This window comes from Sphingobacterium sp. G1-14, assembly GCF_002196555.1.
GTDB lineage: Bacteria > Bacteroidota > Bacteroidia > Sphingobacteriales > Sphingobacteriaceae > Sphingobacterium > Sphingobacterium siyangense.
Genome location: NZ_CP021381.1, coordinates 3,709,738 through 3,730,651, shown reverse-complemented (window position 1 = coordinate 3,730,651; position 20,914 = coordinate 3,709,738). Strand labels below are relative to the sequence as shown.

The 20,914-nt window shown below is 37.9% G+C and carries 19 protein-coding genes; 6 read left to right on the top strand and 13 right to left on the bottom strand.

The genetic code is table 11. The features are described from left to right. Positions 1–94: 94 nt before the first annotated feature. From CBM24_RS16035 to CBM24_RS16000, 8 genes are all read right to left on the bottom strand, one after another. On the bottom strand, positions 95–874 hold the full coding sequence (locus CBM24_RS16035) for a DUF4241 domain-containing protein (RefSeq protein WP_083663668.1): 780 nt from the start codon (positions 872–874) through the stop codon (positions 95–97). 24 nt (positions 875–898) lie between these two features. Then, the gene (locus CBM24_RS16030) at positions 899–1,447 is read right to left on the bottom strand and encodes a hypothetical protein (protein ID WP_075993125.1); all 549 of its coding nucleotides are present in this window, start codon (positions 1,445–1,447) and stop codon (positions 899–901) included. A 264-nt stretch (positions 1,448–1,711) separates the two neighbouring features. Then, positions 1,712–2,263, bottom strand: a complete 552-nt coding sequence (locus CBM24_RS16025; RefSeq protein WP_088161932.1) for a hypothetical protein — start codon at positions 2,261–2,263, stop codon at positions 1,712–1,714. A 76-nt stretch (positions 2,264–2,339) separates the two neighbouring features. After that, positions 2,340–2,807 (bottom strand): hypothetical protein, encoded by a 468-nt coding sequence (locus tag CBM24_RS16020; protein WP_075993123.1) that lies wholly within the window; start codon positions 2,805–2,807, stop codon positions 2,340–2,342. Positions 2,808–2,948: 141 nt separating this feature from the next. Continuing rightward, entirely contained in the window at positions 2,949–3,758 is an 810-nt protein-coding gene (locus CBM24_RS16015) for a helix-turn-helix domain-containing protein (protein ID WP_075993122.1), read from the bottom strand. A 143-nt stretch (positions 3,759–3,901) separates the two neighbouring features. Beyond that, positions 3,902–4,894, bottom strand: coding sequence for an SDR family NAD(P)-dependent oxidoreductase (locus CBM24_RS16010; RefSeq protein ID WP_075993121.1), 993 nt, complete (start codon positions 4,892–4,894; stop codon positions 3,902–3,904). Between the two features lie 227 nt (positions 4,895–5,121). Further along, entirely contained in the window at positions 5,122–5,721 is a 600-nt protein-coding gene (locus CBM24_RS16005) for an NAD(P)H-dependent oxidoreductase (RefSeq protein WP_075993120.1), read from the bottom strand. A 77-nt stretch (positions 5,722–5,798) separates the two neighbouring features. Continuing rightward, positions 5,799–6,620: a helix-turn-helix domain-containing protein gene (locus CBM24_RS16000; protein ID WP_088161931.1), complete on the bottom strand. Its 822-nt coding sequence runs from the start codon at positions 6,618–6,620 to the stop codon at positions 5,799–5,801. Between the two features lie 405 nt (positions 6,621–7,025). On the opposite strand from CBM24_RS16000, the gene CBM24_RS15995 reads away from it, so the two are divergent. Both CBM24_RS15995 and CBM24_RS15990 read left to right on the top strand, forming a co-directional pair. Then, positions 7,026–7,607 (top strand): hypothetical protein, encoded by a 582-nt coding sequence (locus CBM24_RS15995; RefSeq protein WP_157698496.1) that lies wholly within the window; start codon positions 7,026–7,028, stop codon positions 7,605–7,607. A gap of 41 nt (positions 7,608–7,648) precedes the next feature. After that, on the top strand, positions 7,649–8,212 hold the full coding sequence (locus CBM24_RS15990) for a hypothetical protein (RefSeq protein ID WP_145330731.1): 564 nt from the start codon (positions 7,649–7,651) through the stop codon (positions 8,210–8,212). A 322-nt stretch (positions 8,213–8,534) separates the two neighbouring features. Here CBM24_RS15990 and CBM24_RS27920 read toward each other — a convergent pair whose 3' ends face one another. Then, the gene (locus CBM24_RS27920; protein ID WP_257786995.1) at positions 8,535–8,669 is read right to left on the bottom strand and encodes a hypothetical protein; all 135 of its coding nucleotides are present in this window, start codon (positions 8,667–8,669) and stop codon (positions 8,535–8,537) included. A gap of 133 nt (positions 8,670–8,802) precedes the next feature. Continuing rightward, the gene (locus CBM24_RS15985) at positions 8,803–9,177 is read right to left on the bottom strand and encodes a VOC family protein (RefSeq protein ID WP_075993116.1); all 375 of its coding nucleotides are present in this window, start codon (positions 9,175–9,177) and stop codon (positions 8,803–8,805) included. 595 nt (positions 9,178–9,772) lie between these two features. Between CBM24_RS15985 and CBM24_RS15980 the strand changes: the two genes are divergently transcribed. After that, complete coding sequence (locus CBM24_RS15980; protein ID WP_075993115.1) at positions 9,773–10,414, top strand: DNA alkylation repair protein; 642 nt, start codon at positions 9,773–9,775, stop codon at positions 10,412–10,414. 691 nt (positions 10,415–11,105) lie between these two features. Here the strand turns inward: CBM24_RS15980 and CBM24_RS15970 are convergent. Together CBM24_RS15970 and CBM24_RS15965 are read right to left on the bottom strand one after the other, a co-directional pair. Further along, a complete protein-coding gene (locus tag CBM24_RS15970; protein WP_075993113.1) occupies positions 11,106–11,564 on the bottom strand; it encodes an adenylyltransferase/cytidyltransferase family protein in 459 nt (152 codons plus the stop codon). A 15-nt stretch (positions 11,565–11,579) separates the two neighbouring features. Then, on the bottom strand, positions 11,580–12,062 hold the full coding sequence (locus tag CBM24_RS15965) for an adenylyltransferase/cytidyltransferase family protein (RefSeq protein WP_083663667.1): 483 nt from the start codon (positions 12,060–12,062) through the stop codon (positions 11,580–11,582). A gap of 205 nt (positions 12,063–12,267) precedes the next feature. Between CBM24_RS15965 and treY the strand changes: the two genes are divergently transcribed. Genes treY through treZ form a run of 3 tightly spaced genes read left to right on the top strand, consistent with a single transcriptional unit; the run spans position 12,268 to position 20,412 of the window. Beyond that, the gene (gene treY / locus CBM24_RS15960) at positions 12,268–16,464 is read left to right on the top strand and encodes a malto-oligosyltrehalose synthase (protein ID WP_198385924.1); all 4,197 of its coding nucleotides are present in this window, start codon (positions 12,268–12,270) and stop codon (positions 16,462–16,464) included. An 8-nt stretch (positions 16,465–16,472) separates the two neighbouring features. After that, positions 16,473–18,581, top strand: coding sequence for a glycogen debranching protein GlgX (glgX, locus tag CBM24_RS15955; protein ID WP_088161927.1), 2,109 nt, complete (start codon positions 16,473–16,475; stop codon positions 18,579–18,581). 13 nt (positions 18,582–18,594) lie between these two features. Beyond that, entirely contained in the window at positions 18,595–20,412 is a 1,818-nt protein-coding gene (gene treZ, locus CBM24_RS15950) for a malto-oligosyltrehalose trehalohydrolase (RefSeq protein WP_088161926.1), read from the top strand. A 53-nt stretch (positions 20,413–20,465) separates the two neighbouring features. Here treZ and CBM24_RS27355 read toward each other — a convergent pair whose 3' ends face one another. Beyond that, entirely contained in the window at positions 20,466–20,618 is a 153-nt protein-coding gene (locus CBM24_RS27355) for a lmo0937 family membrane protein (protein ID WP_120333750.1), read from the bottom strand. Between the last annotated feature and the right edge of the window lie 296 nt (positions 20,619–20,914).

Below are 20,914 nucleotides of genomic sequence, written 5' to 3'. Positions count from 1 at the left end.
CCAGATTCGAAAACTGATGACCAATCAATTCGCTTCGGAATCGCATGGTCTCAATGCTTGAAATCTCCAGCTAAACTACGGACTATAATAAATATCAATATTCTGCAACATTCCGCCACAGTACAATATTAAAGTCAGTCAACAGCTGACAAATTGTACCCTCGCTGTCCTTTCCGATGTAAGTCGCATAAAAACCATCTCCATACCCCGTGGAGAAAAAGATGGCATTGTGATTTTGAAAGCTGTAATTTAAATAATCCTCGAATTTTTCGGAGAATATAATGTCCCAATTTTTACCGAGCAGCGTATTCAGACTATTCTTAGCTGCCTGATCAACGAAAAGACCTAGTCCTGCGTCTACTCCATATCCATATATTTCTTTGGATTTGAGGGGGATAGAAGTCTCTCCAGGTAATAACGCAAACTCCCATTCTTGGATGGGCTTATCTGAGAATTTTACGCGTGCAAATGCGACCCTTCGATCCTTATTGGCATTAATATTGGCCATTGCCAATTCGACTGGAAACTCTCCAACAGGAAAATTTTCACTAAAAGCTGCCGCATCCCTTAAGGTAACGGGATCAGTTGCGATAATCTGGCCTGATGATACCTTTAGATTTCCTAAAGCTATCTTATCAAAAGTTATTTCCGTACCGAATTGCGCTACTTTTGTGGCCTTCGTGAAACTTCCCTCAAATATCTGTGGGAATGTGAGCGATGTATCCTTAATGGTTATTTTCGGTATGGTATCCGTCAGGTCAAATTTGGCTGTTTGTACAATGACATCGTTAGTATTACGTGGAACTTTGTTTCTTGAAATGTATAAAAATAGCACAACGGCCATCAGACATATTGTTATTGTTATTTTGTGCATGGGAAATAATTTTCTTTATTTAGTTCATATCTCTATAGGATGAGAAACATCCTGAAAAAACTTTCTGAGCATTTCATATGTGCTGCAATCAGCGACAACCTGATTGGAGCTATCTATTGCCATTGCTTCACAACTTAAACAGATATTCAGTGCTGATACAATTTCGCCCGAACTATTATAGAGTACGATAGCATCCCTGTAAATGGGGGCACACATCCAGTTGGGCACGTCAGTTGTTTTCGTAAGTAAAATATTCTTTAGTAGACCGACTACCTCATTATCATACTGAAAAGTATTGATTCTTTGACTCGAAAAATGAAACTGCCCTGTATCATCAATTAAATATTGTGTTACACCTAATAGCTTGTCCAATTCGCTCAGTCGAATTTCTTCGATTTCGGTCAGATTGTTTCGTTTCTCCTTTCTCACTTTTAACCCATTACGTTCTGGTTTTAGCATTTGGATCACCGCATTGTATTCCTCTCCGCGCTGGAGGGAATAGGTCTCAACCTGGTCAAATGCAAAACTCTGTATATAATGAGAAGATGTGATTGAATTCGTGATCCTTTTCATCTTTGAAAGTGAACGGTTATTTCTCTAAATCCTAACGATAAAAGTATAAAAAATAGATTGTAGTAGCTAATAAGAATCTTAATACGCTTCTTCAAATAGAACTTTTAAAAAATCGCTAAGAAATTTTCTGTCTTACTTTTGGTGCTATCCCAGATCATAACTCTTAGCGTTTTTTTAACTTATTTTCTCATTTAAAAAGAGATCGAGCTTATCAGTCATTTGCAATCAAATTTGCAGCGTCACTTTTTAGATTGGTGGATAAATTTAGCTCGAACCATCTAAGAGCTCAAAAGTAATCCCTCCAGCATGATGCTTTCTTAATTGGTCGATTAATGGAATACAAGACGCATCATAAGCAATATGAGTTAGGTTTTTGTAAGTTAATAGCTCAATTAGAAGGTTTGGAATATCAATAATATGAGCATTTTTAAGAACCAGTGTTTTTAGGTTTTTTATCCTTAGGTTGGTCAAACCAATTAAATCAAAATGATCCAAATACAACAAACTTATATTTTCAAGGTCATTTATCCATAACGGGATATCATATGGACTGTTTTCTTTTACCCTTCTACTGCTATAATCACCTGTTAGAAATAGTTTTTCAAGCTGGTCAAGGTGTTTAACATGTTCATTTGGCAAGGTATTTCTGTCAAACCGAGTTGTTGTGTATAAAGCAAAGGAAACATTACAAATTCCTAATAAGATCGTTTCCCCCTGAAAAAATAGTACTGATCCATTTTTTTCATCACCCCAATTGACATGGAGCATACCACTTCCTCTAATGATACTTCTTCCTTCATTGTTGTCTTTTTCCATGATGACTAAATGTGGGACCCTACAACTACCAGGTCACAGTTTAACTTTTCCTGCAATTCAACTATAAATTCAGGTTTCAATTCAGGCCAGTTCCAAAATGTAAATCCAAGATTGCTGAATCCCGACTGTGGTTCGAAAACATATTGATGGATGTCACTTTCAGTGCCGCATATCGGAGACACAACAAGTTATCGGTAAAACCCTGGTACCAGGGATCCAGATCCCATTCATTGTCTACAATATTTCCAGTACAATTGGGGCATACTATACGATCGATACCATTTTGTCCGGTATTAAATATAGTACGCTCAGTTGTTATTTCCAGACCATTTACATCAAGTTGGTGTGGAAGGAAATGAGGCTCAAATACAATGTATTGAGCACCGTCAGAAAATGCATATCCAAGGTTGCCCAGTGTGCATTCCGATAATTCAGCTTTGACGATATCTTTCGAAACTAACCACTTTAAAATATCATCTACAGCAATTTCAGCGAAAGCGTACCTGGACACTCTTGGCACAAGCGAAATAGTATAATCACTCATAGTCTAAAAATAAAGAATAATGGGAATATTGTTCCAACGGTTTTATACAAATTTTTACGAAATAACTGGATCTGTTCCAGTACTCGAAAAGCGTAGTAGGGATTAAGCAATGGATTTTGATTAATTCAAATTGAATTGGCGTCAGGAAATACTTTTCAGCAGACTTGGTGCAAATCCAAACTGCTTCTTAAAGGCGAATGAAAAATGGGAAAGGTTTTCAAAGCCTACCTCATAGCAAACTTCCAGAGGCTTTTTTTTCTTTGCTGTTAGTTGATAATAGGCAAGCTCCAAACGTTTATAAGTTAACCATCGTTGTGGGGTCATGGTAAATGCTTTTTTGAAATCCCGTTTAAATGTTGTGAGGCTTCTGCCAGTGAGGTAACCAAACTTTTCCAGCGGAAGATTGAACATAAAATTCTTCTCCATATAATCGACTAGGTTGATCTTTCCGGGTTCTTCAAAATTAGCAAGTAATTGATCGATCCTTTTATCCAGGGTTCTGAGAATGCTGATGGCTTCGGTAATTTTAATCGCAGCAATATCCTCAGGGATATCTTTCATGTCAAAATAAGGGATAAGCGAAGCTAGACAGCTTTCTAGGAGAGGATGATTATTGAAACAAAAAATCTTCGGTGAATTTTGTGCTTGGGGATCTATGGTCTTACCAGCATAAAAATTTTTTAATGTTTCTAATGATAAATGCATGACTACCGTCTTGTGAGGTTCGCCATCTTTAGGGTAATTAATTATTGTAGCCAATTGGTTTCTGGGAATTAAAAAGATATCCCCTTTTCCAAATAGATAGGTGGCATCAGCCTGTACAATCTTGGTTTCTCCGGAAAGAAACCAGACCAACATATGTTGGTCAAACATAATGTCCGATTTAAAAAATTGGTCTTCGTAGCTGGAAAGCTTTATATCTTCGGTGATGTATCGGGCTTGGTATTCCATGATTTTTGCTTTTTTATGAAAGAAATCAATGAGGTAAATATAAGAAATAACATAATTTACTTTGTTTAAAAGTTCATTGCTGAAAATAGAGAGGCAGAAGGGCCATCTTGCCTCTCTTTTATGCTTGAAAGTAATAAATGGATTTATGGATTGAAACGGATACCTGTCATCTCTTCGGTGAGTTTCCAAAGTCTTTTGGCGTTAGTTTCATCCAGTGAATAGGGATGTACCCCTTTTTGGACGGTAATATCTGATGAGACTACTGCGATATCTCCGTCTTCACAATAAACGCCGCCAATATGATCAAGCATAGGGCTTGTTGCACACCATACCGTTGTGGCAGCTCCTTGTGGGATCGTTTTTAGCGATGCAGCTACTTCGGGTAACATATTACCGTCTGCATCCACAAACCCCATTTTGTGGAATAGCTCCAATGGGACTTCTCTGCCCAATTCTGTGTCGCCGATAGAACCGGGATGAACCGCATAACTTCTGATATGAACAGATTGTCCTCGAGCGTCCAATTCCATTGAAAAAAGATTGACTGCGGTCTTGGATTGTCCATAGCCCTGTAATGTTTCATATTCTCTGTGCAGGAAATTAGGATCATCAAAATTAAAAGGTGCGAAATAGTGGCCATGAGAGGAAACATTAACCACTCGCGCTCCGTTGGCTTTTTTAAGGGAAAGCCATAATCTGGAGCTGAGCTGAAACAAGGCTAAATAGTTGGTAGCGAGTTGTGATTCTATACCCCGTTCATCTCTACGCAAAGGGACCCACATAATACCTGCATTGTTAATGAGTAAATGTAAAGGTCTTCCTGAAGCGACAAAATTTTCTGCGAAAACATCAATAGAGGCGGGAGACATTAGATCCATTGCTGCAATTTCAATATTGGATATTCCTTCCAGATTTTTCTTTGCTTTGTCGATATCACGTGCAGCGACAATTACGGTAGCTCCGGCTGCGGCGAGTATTCTTGTGGTTTCCAGTCCAATCCCTGTGTTGCCGCCTGTTACGATAGCTGTTTTGCCGGTAAGATCGATGTTTTGAATCACATCATTAGCCGTTGATTTTACATTGAAGCCCGAACCTATAGGTTGTTGTTGAGCTCCCTGATAATTATTCTTTTCCATTTTGGATACATTTAATTGTTATTACTGAGACAAAATTAGGACGGATCAATGTGTTCTGTTTTGTTCAAAAGGCCTAATTAACTTTGTTCAAAAGGGCAGGGGATCTTGATCAGGATATAAGCAGAAAAAAGGCAGGATCTTCAAAATTCTGCCTTCTATTTCGATGTTTTGGGCAAGTGTTACATTACTCCCAAGCCATGAATCCTCATAAGCAAAATACATCAGTTTTAATGATTAGAAAGTTGAGGATCCATAATCGTATATACATTACTGATTGTAGCAAGCCACATTTCAACGACTTCAGGAGTGGCCCGGTCAGCTTTATCAAAAAAGAGATGCTCTTTGATCTGAAAACCGCAGTACGTATAGATACCTTTATCAGATGTCAGTAATAATGCTTTATCCATACCGATAGCGGTATATTCTTCGTGGGATTTTCCGTGGGTATTGAGAATTATAGCCTGTTTTCCGGCTAATAATCCTTTTTGTATTCCCTGATCATAACGATAGGCAAACCCGTAGCTGAATACCCTGTCGATATACCCTTTCATAATGGCCGGCATGCCGGTCCACCAAATCGGATAGATAAAGGTGACCACATCTGCCCAGGAAATATACTCCTGTTCTTGTCTGATAAGTTCATTAACGTAGCCTTTTCGTTGTCCGTCCATATCTTCCAATGATAATACAGGGTCAAATCCCAGTTGATACAGGTCTCTGGTAATTACTTTATGCTTCTGTTGTTGCAGAACGTTTTCAATAGATTGTTTAAACTGAGCATTCAGACTTTCCTGATTGGGATGGGCGTAAATAATAAGATGTTTCATACCGTTACTTTTAATTGATTGAACAGTACAAAAGTAAAATAGGGAACACCTCAAAAATTGTAAGAAAACGAAACGGGTTATTCATCAGCCCGGCAAATATCCTGCTGGAATTTTAGGTAATTCTTAGGCGAAAGATTAATGAAATGTTTAAAGTCGTGAATAAGCTGGCTTTGATCATAATAACCACATTGATCGATGATTTCAAACCAGTTGACTTTTTCTTTAGAAAAATCTGTCTGCTGAATCAATTCAATGGCTTTAACAAAACGATGGTATCGATTCACTTCCTTTGCACTGAAGCCAAAGTGCCTTTTATGGATCAATTGGATGTTTCTTTCACTTTGTCTAGCTTCTTCAGCAATGGATTTGATGGAGTTCATCGTATCCGATCTGAAATTAGCCAATAGCGTAGAGGTGGCATTCTGCTGATTAAGATAGGGTTTGCAGAAATTAAGAATATGGTCTACCTTTTCTTCTGTGGCGGAAATACTATCTAATTGAAACCATAAACGGGTAAAACAATTTTCTTCCATAGCTTCATCTGGGTGAACAGGCAAATGATCAGATAGAAATGCTTTGCCAAAAAAACGATAAAATGCATCAGCCATGAAATTAGCAACTAGGATAATGGAATCGGGGGGAAGGCTGTATTCAAATGCTGATTTAATAGGTCCCAAAACGATACATTTGTCAACTTCAATTTTTGTTTTTTGCTTGGAAACCAAAAATGCCTGAACTCCGAAATTAAAAACCATAATGGTTTGAAAAGAAGGGAGAAGGGTTTTGGTTATGGTATGTTCAGACTTATTTTCAGCATAATAGAAATGAGAGAACACTGTTTCAAACTCTTTAGGAGCAGAAATTCTGAAACTACGATATGTTTCTTCCTTTGGTTTCATTTATAACTACCAATATAAGAAAAATCTATGTTTTTGATCCTCATAGTTTGGATTATTTAAAAGCTCTTTATTCCTTTATAACCCGCCCAGTATTTTTCCTACCACAGGGAGACAAAGCCGGAAACTCCACTTTTGACTATCTGAACAGTGCATTCTTATTTGTCCTTCACAGCGGCTTAATAATGATAAAAATCGACAAAAAATTGAGACAGAAAGGCTACTAAAATTTTTGCTTTTAATGTATTTTTCTATAATTGTAAAACTTTAAACGATATCTAAAAATATTTGAGAAAACATCAGATAACCAATGAAGATTTTAAAGCAAGCTGTTCCATTTTGTTACTTTCGCACATCAAAGTTTTTGTCTGCCACGTGGAAGGTCAATTAATCAAAAATACGTTAATTATGAAAAGGATGCACTTTATTTTAGTCATGCTAATATCCACAGCGGTTATTTTTCATGCGAAGGCTCAAACAAATAATAACAACAACAACAACAACAACAACAATTACGATTTTTTTGATACTGTTGTAAACAACCACAATCAAATCTTTCCGGCTTCAGGTATCCCTTCGGCGATCGAAATGGTGCTAAAGTATTGCAAAGTGGTGGATTTTAATTTTTATGACTTGCAAATTAAATGGCAAAATAAAACGGATGGTTCTTTTCGCGACTTTGATAAAAAGGAATTATACGGAATTACTTTTTCCCAGAAATTTAATTTGCCACGGGATGAAAGTTTTCCGGTGGACAGTCTTTTTCAAGCGATAGAGAATGAATTGAAATCTGGGAAAAAGGTAATTATCGCACTTCAGGTGGAAACAGGTTGGTCCATTTTTGTCGTCTATAAACAAACTCCGGATGGCGAATTTGTTTCTTACAGCAAGTACGGCAGCCATACAACGATATTTCGAAATACAAAAGAAATTGTGAAAAAGTCTAACGGTACAGAAATCATGACGTACAGCATTGCACCTCATTTGTAGTGAAGTATTATCTTATCTTACAATCAAAAGTAATTTAAATTATGAAAAAAGTTCTCTTAAGTTTAGTTGTGTTAATGTCCACATCTTTTGTTTTTCATTCGAACGCTCAAACACATAAAGACGATAATTTTGAGTTTTTTGATACTGTCATAAATAACCACAATCAACTCTTTCAAATGTCTTGCATTCCATCTGCTATCGAAATGATCTTAAAGTATTACAAAGTGGTGGATTTTGATTTTTACGGCTTACAAATTAAATGGCAAAACAAAGCAGATGGTTCTTTCCGGGATTTTGACAATAAAGAATTATACGGTATTACTTTTACTCAAAAATTTGTTTTACCCCGAGATTCTAGCTTTCCTGTGGACAGCCTTTTTCAAACGATAGAAAATGAATTGAAGTCTGGGAAAAAGGTTATTATCTCCCTTCCGGCAGATGGTGGCTGGCATATGTTTGTTATATGCAAACAAACTCCGGATGGAGACTTTGTATCATATAGCAAACTTGGAAGTCATACATTAATACTTAGAAATACAAAGGAGATTGTGAAAAAGTCTAATGGTACGGAAATCATGACCTATCGCACTCCTCCTGGTATGTAGCCTTTGCGAGAAAGCCCTTTTAAGAATAGTTCCCTATCATTTTGCCAAACTGTTATTTGGTCCCAATAAGTCTGGAAAAATCTACAGGATTCTGATCAGTCAAAATCAAATTTAAAGTTTATATCTAATAAACTATTTAGTTCATCCGCAAGTTGGATTTGCACTAGTTCCCTTAATTTTGGTCCCAACAAGCATTAAAATCAAGGTTAGTATTGACATCTCCTTATAGCGGATTGACAGAAAAGAATCTGCACATTTTGAAGACTATCCTTAACAGATAACTTCCTTTCCAATTGTCCTCTTTTTTATCGTATTGAAGTAGCTAGGTTTCTGGAGAGATTTTCTCTCCTTTATCGGTTGAATGTTCACCAAGCGTAATCGTGATCTCTGAAGGAAGTGCGGGAATAATTTTGGCATAGGCTTTTTCGCCACCAAGGAATTCGATTATTGCTGACATCGCCTTGTAACCAATTCCCGGCTGAATAAGAACTCAGCTATGCCGCCATAATGAATCTCGGTGCCATGAAAAATAATACCATTCAGCAATAAAATTGTTTAAATCTGTAAAATACGCTACCCAGTGGATTTCGTTATTTTTTTTGCGTTTTTTGTAGGTTGAATACCGTCCCGGCTGGGTCAGTAATCCAATGCATATTTTCCGGTAATTCTTCAATTTCATCACAGGTTTCCACCCCGTTGGATAGTAAATATGCTGTCGCCATTTCTACGTCAGGAACCATAAGCTGTAACCAAGTTTCAGAATGTGTGTAATTGTCCACACAGTCAAGCCATATAATATTATTGCCGAATTTTACTTCACATGTCCTCGACACAGTTGGGTTGTTAATCGGCTTTTCCTCCACGTTAAACTTTAAAACATCCCTATAAAAAACGACTGTCTTTTCATATTTGCTTTTGGGAATTTTTAGGGCAATATTAATTCCTGCCTCAAATTTTGTGTTCATATTTTGTGACTTTAGGTACTATACAAAGTAATCAAAATGCTAAATCAATACTCTTATCTTATGGCAAGATTTGCACATTTTATACTGAACATTATCATTTTATTCTTTTTTAGTCGAAATGGCTTTTTATCTTTCCTTTTTTATAAATTTAAAAGATAATAAAAGGCTGTTGCTTAGGTTCTTGAAAGATTGAAGGATTTCTAATCCGCGGCTATCGCCAATACGCGACCCGTTGGCTGTAATTTTAAACCAAAGCTCAACCAAAATAAATAATATCTTCACAATTTAAATCTAAAAAACTATGGGACATTATTATAATTACGTCAATGTGCTTTCTTTAACAGAAAGAGAGTTTAGTGATAAATCAACCAAAGAAGTTGATTTAAAGAATCTAGAAAATTTACTAAATCGAATTCTGATGAAATAGAATAGTATTGCCAAAAGCGGGGAGGACTTGGGGGCAGAAACTTTTCGGCTCTAAAAGAACTTATGTCGTAGCTTGACATGTTGGTGCTGCGAAAGGGCCGTCTTCACCAAGCTGCCGAACCGTTACAAGCAACCGTGAAAATGACGTCAAACAAATAACAGGACTGAAATGAAACTTTCACATAAATTAGAAAATATACTGACAAAGATCACTGAAAAGAACACGAAACTTGGAGACTTACGAATTGTTGCCAAGGATATTAAAAAAGACCACGAATTGGCAATGGAACTTTGGTCATCCAAGCTTTTTTTTGCTCGTCAATTGGCAATCTTGATTATGGACAAGAAACTTTTAACCGAAGAAGTGATTGATCAATTAATTGCGGACATTAAGCAACATAACGAAAACGAGAAACTTCAAATGATTGATTGGCTCATGGCGAACCAACTAACAAAAGACAAAAAGACAATTGCTTTAATAGAAAGTTGGGCAGATAACCAGTCCTCGCTAAAAAGACGAATTTATTGGTATTTTCAAGGCCGTTTGCGCTGGACTGGACAACCACAACCCAACAGCGAAGAATTACTTACTAAAATTGAAAGTAAAATTGAAAAAGAAGAGCCGGAAGTGCAATGGGCAATGAATTTCACAACAGGTTGGATTGGAGTTTATGAAAAAAAATATCGAAATCGTTGTATAGCACTTGGCGAAAAAACTGGACTTTATAAAGGGAAAATGGTTTCAAAAGGTTGTACACCTGAATATTTACCAGAATTTATTGTCATTGAAAGCGATAAACGAAAGCTATAAAAGCATTATTTTTCGAATATCCACAACTGACTGACCAAAAGCCTGTGATAATAGGCCTATTAGTAGAATACATATAAATGATAGCTTACAAATCGAGAAAATCCCCATTGTATTAATATATAGCTCAGTATCTAAATTACACATCTATTTTTTATAAAAAATGATTATCTAACTCTTTGTGAATTATGATCTAGTTTAAAAAAAGGGAATTCACTGTTTAACAATGTTAGACTGTAAAACTGAATTTCTTATAAGCATAAAAAGTTGATTAATGTCCAGGTTAGGGGATAAAACCGATTGGACATAATTTGTACATCGCTTTGCTTCCCCAAGAAAAGTTTGATGTACAATGAGTAAAACGACCGTGTCGGGATAAAAATAATTTACAAACGAAAAGAAAAGTGCTGTGTCTTTAAATACGAGGCGATAATCTATCAACAGCAATTCTGGCCTTTCATTGATGTAAGAATTGCTGCTGATAGAATCAATAGAAGTTGCTTCAAGTACAATATTTGCGGGACTTTGTATATGCTCAGAAAAAAGTATACGGTAGGCGGACAGTAGCTTTCTCAAATTCGTAATAATACCAATATTGATTTTTTCCATATCTAACGATATTATTGTTATTTACAAGCTTTCTACTTATCGCTACCGATATATTGACACCTTTAAAATTGAGGTATACGTTGATTTAGGGATAGCATGTCAGATTGTGCTGAAAAGCATTTTCTCCCTTTTCGGCTTCTTTATCACTTACAGTTTTTCGAAGTGATTGGCTCGAGAACCTATTTTTGTTTTTGGTATAGCATATTTCGATTCCTTCCGAGATACAATAATCCTTTCCTGAAAAATCGACCAATTTATATTCTTCACCTATAAAATACTTGTGAATGGGCAGCGACTGAAGCATATCCGTGATGTCTTTATCCGATTCAAAAGGAATAATTTCATCAACAAATTGACAACCCTCCAATTTGATAAACCGTTCAACCATTGTTTGTGCTGCATCTTGGGATTCAGCATTCTGTATGTTTGAATCGGTTTTAAGTCCTACAACCAAATAATCACATTTGCTCTTAGCTTCCTGTAGTGCAACAATATGGCCCACATGTAACATGTCGAATACGCCGAAAATAATACCTACGTTCATATATTCATTATTAGTTTATGCATTTATACGTTTTAAGGCGTAGTTAACTCCCTCATTTATGTTCACGACAGAACCCGGACTGACTCTTTCTTTCGATGCAATTATTCGGCGTAAAGAAGAACTCGAAAACCTGTTTTCCCGTCTATTGAAATACAATTCTATTCCTTTTTCTTCGCAATATTGCCTTCCTGTAAATGCTTTATCCATATATTCATCGCCTAAAATCCGCACATGTATTTTGAACGAACGTAGTACATCTTCCAGATCCTGTTCTGTTGCATATGGAATAATCATATCTACATGTTTACATGCCTTTAATTGCATATAGCGTTCAAATACAGATTGTGTTGGTTTGTTTTTCTCTGGACGATCAAGTGTTGGATCGGTTTGTAGGCCGCAGATCAGAAAGTCGCAATGTTCTTTGGCATCTTCGAGCATTTTAATGTGACCTGCATGGAGCAGATCAAAAGCAGAAAACGTAATTCCTATTTTTTTCATTTTATATTATTTTATAAACTGCAATTATTGAAGAGGTATAGGTAGAACGTAGCTCAAAAAGATTCGTTTTAATTTTAAATTATTTTTTTTCTGCAGTATTTTCAGATTTCTTAGACCTTTTTCCATCTCTCTTTTTTGAAATTCGTATGAACTAAAATTGCTGGCCGACGTTCTGATCTAAAATGAAATTCAGCGAGCCATGCAGATGAATAGAAATGTATCTATAAATACACCAAAGACTACTTACAGAATTCAGTTTCACAAAGAATTTAACTTTTCCGACTTCAAAAGAATCATTCCTTACTTAAGAGACCTGGGCATCGATACAATTTATGCTGCACCTATTTTTCAGTCAACACCAGGGAGTATGCATGGTTATGACGGCACAAATTTGAATAAAATAAATAGTGAACTTGGTACGCTGGACGAGCTGAGATCCATTAAAAAAGAGTTAAGTGAATATCATATCAAATGGTTACAGGATATTGTTCCTAACCATATGGCGTTTCATCCCTCGAATGAATGGCTAATGAATCTGCTCGAATTTGGACAGACATCAAAATTTAGCCATTTTTTTGATACCTGCTATAGTTCCAATTTATTCGAGAAAGGAAAGTTAATGGTGCCTATCTTGTCTAAGACTTTAGACGAAGCGATTTCAAACCATGAAATTGCTGTCGTTTTCTCAGACGATAGTCTTCGGCTTTCTTATCAGGAAAACCTTTATCCACTTTCCCCTGAATCCTATTTTTTCGTCCTTAATGATTATTTAAAAGAGAGCCAATCGGATTTTAGTGGACTTCTGGTTCAAATAAATACGGTTCAAGCTAATGGAGATGTCGAGGAATGGAGACAGCTGCGTGTCCATATTTTTAAGAACCTTTCTAATGAGAAATTAAAGCATGTCCTTGATCAATTTAATAATAATCTGGAAAGTATTCACAAACTGGTAGCTAGTCAGATTTATGAGCTTTGTCCTTGGTGGTTTACAAATCAACGTATAAATTTTAGACGTTTTTTTACGGTCAATGAATTGATTTGTTTAAATGTACAAGACAAACATGTATTTGAGCAGTCTCATAAGCTGATAAAAAAACTTGTCGATGAAGAACTGTTTGATGGATTAAGGATTGATCATATTGATGGACTTTATAAACCTACTGACTATTTATTTAATTTGAGGAAATTAATCGGTCCACAAACTTATATCGTTGCTGAAAAAATACTTGAACAGAGGGAGAAACTTCCACTCGAATGGCCTATACAGGGAACAACAGGCTACGATTTTTTGTCGGTTTCCAATAATGTTTGCTCCTGTAAATCGGGAAAGAAAATATTGGATAAGTATTATAGAAAAGTCATTGGAGAAAATCTATCCATTAAAAAACAACAGTATATAAAAAAGAGCATAATTCTCGATGAATACATGCAGGGCGAGCTTAATAACCTGGCCCGGTCATTGGCATCACTTTTAGCCGTTAAAAGTCCGAATAAGCTAGGGCCTTTAAAAGATATTCTAACCTCTTTTCTAGGATTTTTCCCTGTTTATCGATTATATGACGAAAGCTTTCCACTGGTGGCAAACAATTTTGATCTGCTGTCTTCTCTTTTTAAAAAGTTGACCCGAAAGCCCGAGCTCGATCAAAAGCTGGTTAATCAATTTCGAGAACTGTTTGAGCAAGCACAGGCAGATTCAAAATCGCTGAGCCATACTGTTGTGGCTGATTTTTTTCTCCGATGTATGCAGTTGGCGGGCCCAGTAATGGCTAAGGGTGTGGAAGATACGTTAATGTATACATACAACCGTTTTATAGGACACAATGAAGTCGGCGATCATCCGGATAACTGGGGGCTAAGTAAAAAGAAATTCCACAGATTAATGCAGGAAAGGCAAAAATTTTGGCCACTGTCCATCAATGCAAGTTCTACACACGATACCAAACGTGGTGAGGATTCGCGAAGTCGCTTATTAGTCCTCACTGCTATGGCTCAGAAATGGGTTAAACAGGTTCAGATCTGGCAAGATGTGGTTTGGAATGAATATCGAAAAGACCTCCCACATCCGAATGATGAATATTTTATTTATCAGTCGCTGGTAGCCTCTTATCCAATGGAAAAACAGCATGGAGAAGCATATGACGTATTTGAAAAACGTTTTTTGGACTACATGGTTAAATATCTACGCGAAGGGAAAGAGCGCTCGAGCTGGGAAAATCCAAATTTAACCTATGAAGACGCTGTTCGGGAATTTGCCTCTTTTTTGCTTGATAAAGATCGTCCATTTTTTACGAGCTTTTATCAATTTATTGAAGCGGTAGCTGATTTCGGGATTTTAAACTCGCTTACACAGCAAATCTTGAAATTTACTTGTCCCGGTGTACCTGATATTTACCAGGGGTCGGAACTCTGGAACCATAGTTTTGTTGATCCCGACAATCGACGACCGATAGATTATCAATTAAGTGAAAATCTGCTGAAGGCTATTGAAAATATGCCCAACGACAGTCGAATTAGACAATTATGGCAAAATAGATACGATGGGACAATTAAGCTATGGTTAGTTAGGGAATTGGTAAAACTCAGAAAGCATGATGCTGCACTTGCATCAGATAGCAGTTATATTCCATTAAAAGTAAGCGGTCGTTATCGTAAACATATTTTGGCATTCGCGCGTAGATCTGGCGATGATTGGATGATCGTAGTACTTCCGCTACACTTGGCTGCTATCGGTAAAATCTCCAAATTCGTACCTGGCTCATTTGACTGGGCAGATACGAGCGTTCATCTTTCCGTAAATCATTCCGTGACCTGGCATCACATGCTATTTGACATAGTGGGCGAAGGCACAGAAATTTCAGTGAATGCCATTTTTAGGGATCTTCCAATGGCTATTTTAAAATACAAAAGTGCCCCACCTAAGCGTAGTGCGGGTGTTTTGATGCATATCAGCTCATTGCCATCATCCTATGGAATTGGTGATTTGGGATCCGGAGCTCGTCGTTTTGTTAAACAGCTGCATTATAGCGGCCAAAGCTGGTGGCAGGTACTTCCTTTAGGGCCGACAGATGTTGAGCAAAACCATTCTCCTTACAGCACCCTAAGTAGTAGAGCAGGTAATCCGTTATTCATCGATTTAAACGAATTACTAGAATTTGGCTTATTGGAAAGAGGGGAACTAAAGACTTTAAAAAGAAATAGTTCTAAAACAATAGACTTTGCTGCTATAGTGTTCACAAAATACAAACTTTTGGAGAAGGCATTTAATAGTCTTTCTGTTCAACATGCGCTTGATTTCTCCGAATTTGTAGACCGTGAATCTTCGTGGCTTAAGGATTATGCGCTTTTCAAAGTTCTAAAAAACAGACATGGGAATCGTCCTTGGTACGATTGGCCAACACAATACAAACATCGCGACAGCGCCGCACTTAACGATTTTGCAATTGAATTCGCAGATGAATTGCGAAAGGAAAAATGGTTTCAATACCTATTTTTCAGACAATGGGATGCCATAAGAAAGTACGCATACGATTATGGCATAAGATTTATTGGTGATATCCCATTTTATGTTGCCTATGATTCTGCCGATGTTTGGGCCAATCCGCACTATTTTTCCATAGGAGCAAATGGTATTATTAAAAATGTTGCTGGGGTTCCGCCTGATTACTTTAATGCAGCGGGGCAATTATGGGGAATGCCGACTTATCATTGGGGATCGCTCAAAAAAGATGGCTACAAATGGTGGATTGAGCGACTGTCACACAATTGCGCGCTGTTTGATAGGTTACGGCTTGATCATTTTAGGGCATTTTCTTCCTATTGGGAAGTTCCCTTTGAAGAAACTTCCGCCAAGAATGGACGTTGGTCAACAGGTCCTGGTTCGGATTTTTTTGATCAAGTAAAAGTTCATTTAGATGACATGCCTTTTATCGCTGAAGATCTTGGAGATATCGATGCGAAGGTATATGATCTGCGCGATCAATACAACTTTCCGGGCATGGCGGTTTTACAGTTCGCTTTTGATAACGATATGGCACATTCACCCCATATTCCACATCATTATTGCAGAAATTCTGTTGCCTATCCTGGAACACACGATAATAATACGACACTTTCTTGGTATGGTGAAGATCTTAAATCATCGAGTAAAATAAATATCAATACCTATTTTGGACAAATTGTTGACAGTGGAAATGTAAATGAGGTCCTCATACGATCACTTTACGCTTCTGTCGCAGATACAGTCATTGTTGAGATGCAAGATATCCTCAATCTTGATGGATCGTGTCGTATGAACCGACCTGCCAGTACGACCGGAAATTGGCTGTGGCGCATGCAGAAAAGGGCTTTTTCTCCAAAACTTCAGGCGAGATTAAATGATTATACAAAATTATACAACCGTTAAACATAAAGATGGAAACAAAAATCAATACTGGAAGCCCTTATCCTTTAGGCGCAACTTACGATGGAGAAGGGGTTAACTTTGCCCTTTTCTCCGAAAATGCCGAAGCTGTCGAACTTTATCTCTATGATAGTTCGAACCAACAAGAAATCGAGAAATTTAAAATAACGGAGAAGACGCATCAAGTTTGGCATATTTATGTTTCGGGAATTAAACCAGGACAACTATACGGTTATCGTGTGCATGGTCCTTACGATCCGGCCCAGGGGCATCGTTTTAACCCGCATAAATTACTGATTGATCCCTATGCAAAAGCAATTTCGGGTGTCGTACAATGGAATGATGCTTTATTTGCGTACAATATAGGAGAGGACGATTTGAGTTTGGATACAACTGATAGCGCTCCTTTCGTCCCGAAATCCGTAGTTATAGACGGTCATTTTGATTGGGGGGACGACCATCCTCCGCGTATACCGATGCACCAAAGTGTGATTTATGAAACACATGTAAAAGGTTTTACAGCAACTCATCCGGAGATTCCCGAAGAAATAAGAGGAACATACGCTGCCTTGGCGCATCCTGTCACCATAAATTACTTAAAGGAATTGGGGATCACTGCAATAGAATTATTGCCTATACACCATTTTATTACAGACCGTCACCTACAGGATAAAGGACTAACTAACTATTGGGGATATAACAGTGTTGGTTTTTTTGCCCCTGATGTACGCTACTCTGCTTCAGGTACCCATGGAGAACAGGTCGTGGAATTCAAGGAAATGGTAAAGGCACTTCATGGGGCAGGGATAGAAGTTATCCTTGATGTCGTTTACAATCATACTGGAGAAGGAAATGAAATGGGGCCAACACTCTCTTTTAGAGGAATTGACAATGCTTCATATTATCGTTTGGCTGAAGATCCACGTTATTATATGGATTTTACTGGAACAGGCAATACATTGAATACCCGCCAGCCTAACGTACTACGGTTGATCATGGATAGTTTACGCTATTGGGTGCAGGAAATGCACGTTGATGGATTCCGTTTTGATCTGGCATCAGCATTAGCGCGGGAGCTCCATGACGTAGATAAATTGAGCTCTTTCTTTGACGTTATCCATCAGGATCCCGTGATCTCACAGGTTAAACTAATTGCCGAACCATGGGATATTGGAGAAGGAGGGTATCAGGTCGGCGAGTTCCCCGCCGGTTGGGCCGAATGGAATGGAATGTATCGTGACTGTATCCGCGATTATTGGATCGGAGCGGACAGTATGATCGCTGAATTTGCTAATCGCCTGACTGGATCGTCCGATTTATACCGGGGAGACAATCGTACACCTTCCGCCAGTATAAATTTCATTACTGCTCATGACGGATTTACGCTCCACGATCTGGTATCGTACAACGAAAAGCACAATGAAGCTAATGGTGAGGATAATAAAGATGGAGAAAGCCACAACCGCTCCTGGAACTGTGGGGCAGAAGGACCTACAGATGATTCTACGGTAAATAACCTAAGAGAAAAACAAAAAAGAAACATGCTCGTCACATTATTTCTTTCCCAGGGAGTACCTATGCTTGTCGCTGGCGATGAACATGGGCGAACACAGCAGGGCAATAATAACGCCTATTGTCAGGACAATGAGATTTCATGGCTCAACTGGGACAATGTGGACGTATCTTTATTGGACTTCACTAAAAAATTGATCCATTTTAGGCGAGAACATCCGGTATTCTGTCGTCGCAAATGGTTTCAAGGATTGCCTATCCGCGGTACAGGTGTTGAAGATATCGTATGGTTTCTTCCAGATGCATCTGAGATGGATGATCATCACTGGCAGGAAGACTATGCGCGCTCACTCGCTGTGTTTTTAAACGGTGCGGGAATTAGATCAGTAGATACCGATGGAAAGAAAATCGTGGATGCTAATTTTTACCTGTTATTTAATGCGTATTGGGAAGATGTAACCTACACGCTCCCCGGTGAAAATTATGGGGCTGGTTGGTTTAAGATCTTAGATACGAATAATGATACGATAGAAAGCTTTGGAAACTATTCAGCAGGAGATGCTATTTTAGTGCCCTCACGTTCTATACTTTTATTTCAGTCACAATAAAGTGGGGATATATATGAGCAAGACAGGAATTCAACAATTGGGTATTCGTCGCAACGGTGACCTTTGGCAGATTCGCGTATGGGCTCCAATGGCAAAGAATGTGCTTTGCCGATTTTATCAAAAAGATATGGAGATCGCGCTTAAGCCCCAACAATATGGTTATTGGTACGCGGAGACTGATTTGTTAACAGCTGGAGATTTATACTGGATCAGTGTCGATGGCAACGAATTGCCGGATCCGATTTCGCTCTCCCAGCCAGAAGGTGTACATGGTCCCTCAAAAGTCGTTGATCTTACTTTTTCTTGGACCGATAATGACTATCGGCCTCCAGCATTGTCTGATTTTATTATTTACGAGCTTCATGTAGGAACATTTACCTCATCCCATGATTTTGATGGTGTTATCAAAAAGATTCCCTATCTGAAAGATTTGGGGATCACTGCTATTGAAATTATGCCTGTTGCACAGTTTCCTGGTGAAAGAAATTGGGGCTACGATGGTGTTTTTCCTTTTGCAGTGCAGCATTCCTATGGTGGCGCTTCGGAATTTCAAAGGCTTGTGAATTCCTGTCATGAGGCCAATATTGCGGTAATTTTGGATGTTGTCTATAATCACCTCGGGCCAGAGGGAAACTATTTCTCGAATTATGGCCCATATTTTACCGACAAATACCATACGCCCTGGGGTAATGCGCTGAATTATGACGATAGCTATTGTCATGGACAGCGGGATTTGGTACTGAACAATGTACGCATGTGGTTTGAAGACTTTCATATCGATGCGCTGCGTTTGGATGCGGTACATGCAATCAAGGATTTTAACGCTGTTCATATCCTTCAGCAAATTCGTAAGGAAACGGATGAAATTATTGCTAAATCCGAAAAAAGCCATTTTCTTTTTATTGAATGCGATCTCAACGATAGACGATTTTTAGACCCATTAGCGAAAAATGGTTTCGGGATGGACGCACAATGGCTAGATGAATTTCACCACTCTTTAAGAGTAAGCGTGGGCGAACCCAAAAAAGGGTACTATGAGGAATTTAGTGGATTGGCCGATCTCGCAAAAGCTTATGAAAAAGCATATGTATTCGATGGTAACTATTCTCCCCATCGGGAAAAATTCTTTGGAACGGACACTCTCGGTATCAAAGGGGATCATTTTATAGTTTTCTGCCAGAATCATGATCAAGTCGGCAATAGGATGATGGGCGATCGCGCGGCTTCACTCTATCCTGTAGAAACAACGCGACTTATGGCCTTTGCCGTGTTCATATCCCCGTATCTTCCTTTACTATTCATGGGAGAAGAATGGGGTACAGAAAGAGCTTTTCCCTATTTTACCAGTCATAGTGACCCCAAACTTGTAGAGCAGGTGAGACAGGGAAGAAAAAAAGAGTTTGAAGATTTTTTTGAAGATTCAGAATTTCTCGATCCGCAGGACGAGACGATATTTAGGAATACCGTTTTGAATTGGGACGAACAGGATAGCGAGGTCCATCAGAAACATTTATCTTATTATAGATCCCTGATAGCATTCCGTAAAACCAATCCTGTGCTGAAAAATATACAGCGCGATGAAATGACGGCCAAATGCCTCCCGGAGCAAAAAGTACTTATCTTAGCGATGAAGAAAAGCGATAGTTCTTTATTTGCAATGATGAATTTTTCTGCCACTGTACAACAGGTAACGCTGCCTGAAGATCTGCAATGGAAAATTATATTTAATACGAATGAAATGGATGCCGCGGTTTTGTCAGATACTGATTATGCTCAAATCACTGTCGCATCGCTAAAGCCTTGGTCAGGTCAGGTCTATATTTCTATCTAGATGTATGGTATATAAAAATTTTTATATACCATACATCAGATTTTTATCTCTCGTTAAGCAGCCCCTCGGATGACACGTAACAGAACGACAATAATGGCGATAACTAATAAAACGTGAATTATATTACCTGTAGCATAACCTCCAAAGAAACTAAACGCCCAAATAATGACTAAAATAACAGCAATGATATATAATAAATTTCCCATAATATATTTGTTTTTGCAGTAGAACAGCCTTCGATGGATTATGGTTTGAATGGATAAAATTTAAACGTTAGTTGTTCGTTATCAATCGTCAGTTGTTAGTTATTAATAAGGTGTACAGTTGTCAGCGGCCGACTACCAAACTGGTTTGCAAATAACACTTTAGAATCAACGTATTTATAACATTTCCCATATATAAATACCCTATTGTCTTTTTTTATTATTTGCTTATTTTTTTATCTGTATTTAAAATTAAGGGCAAAAATCCATTAAAATTTGCTTAATAGGCTTTGTAAATA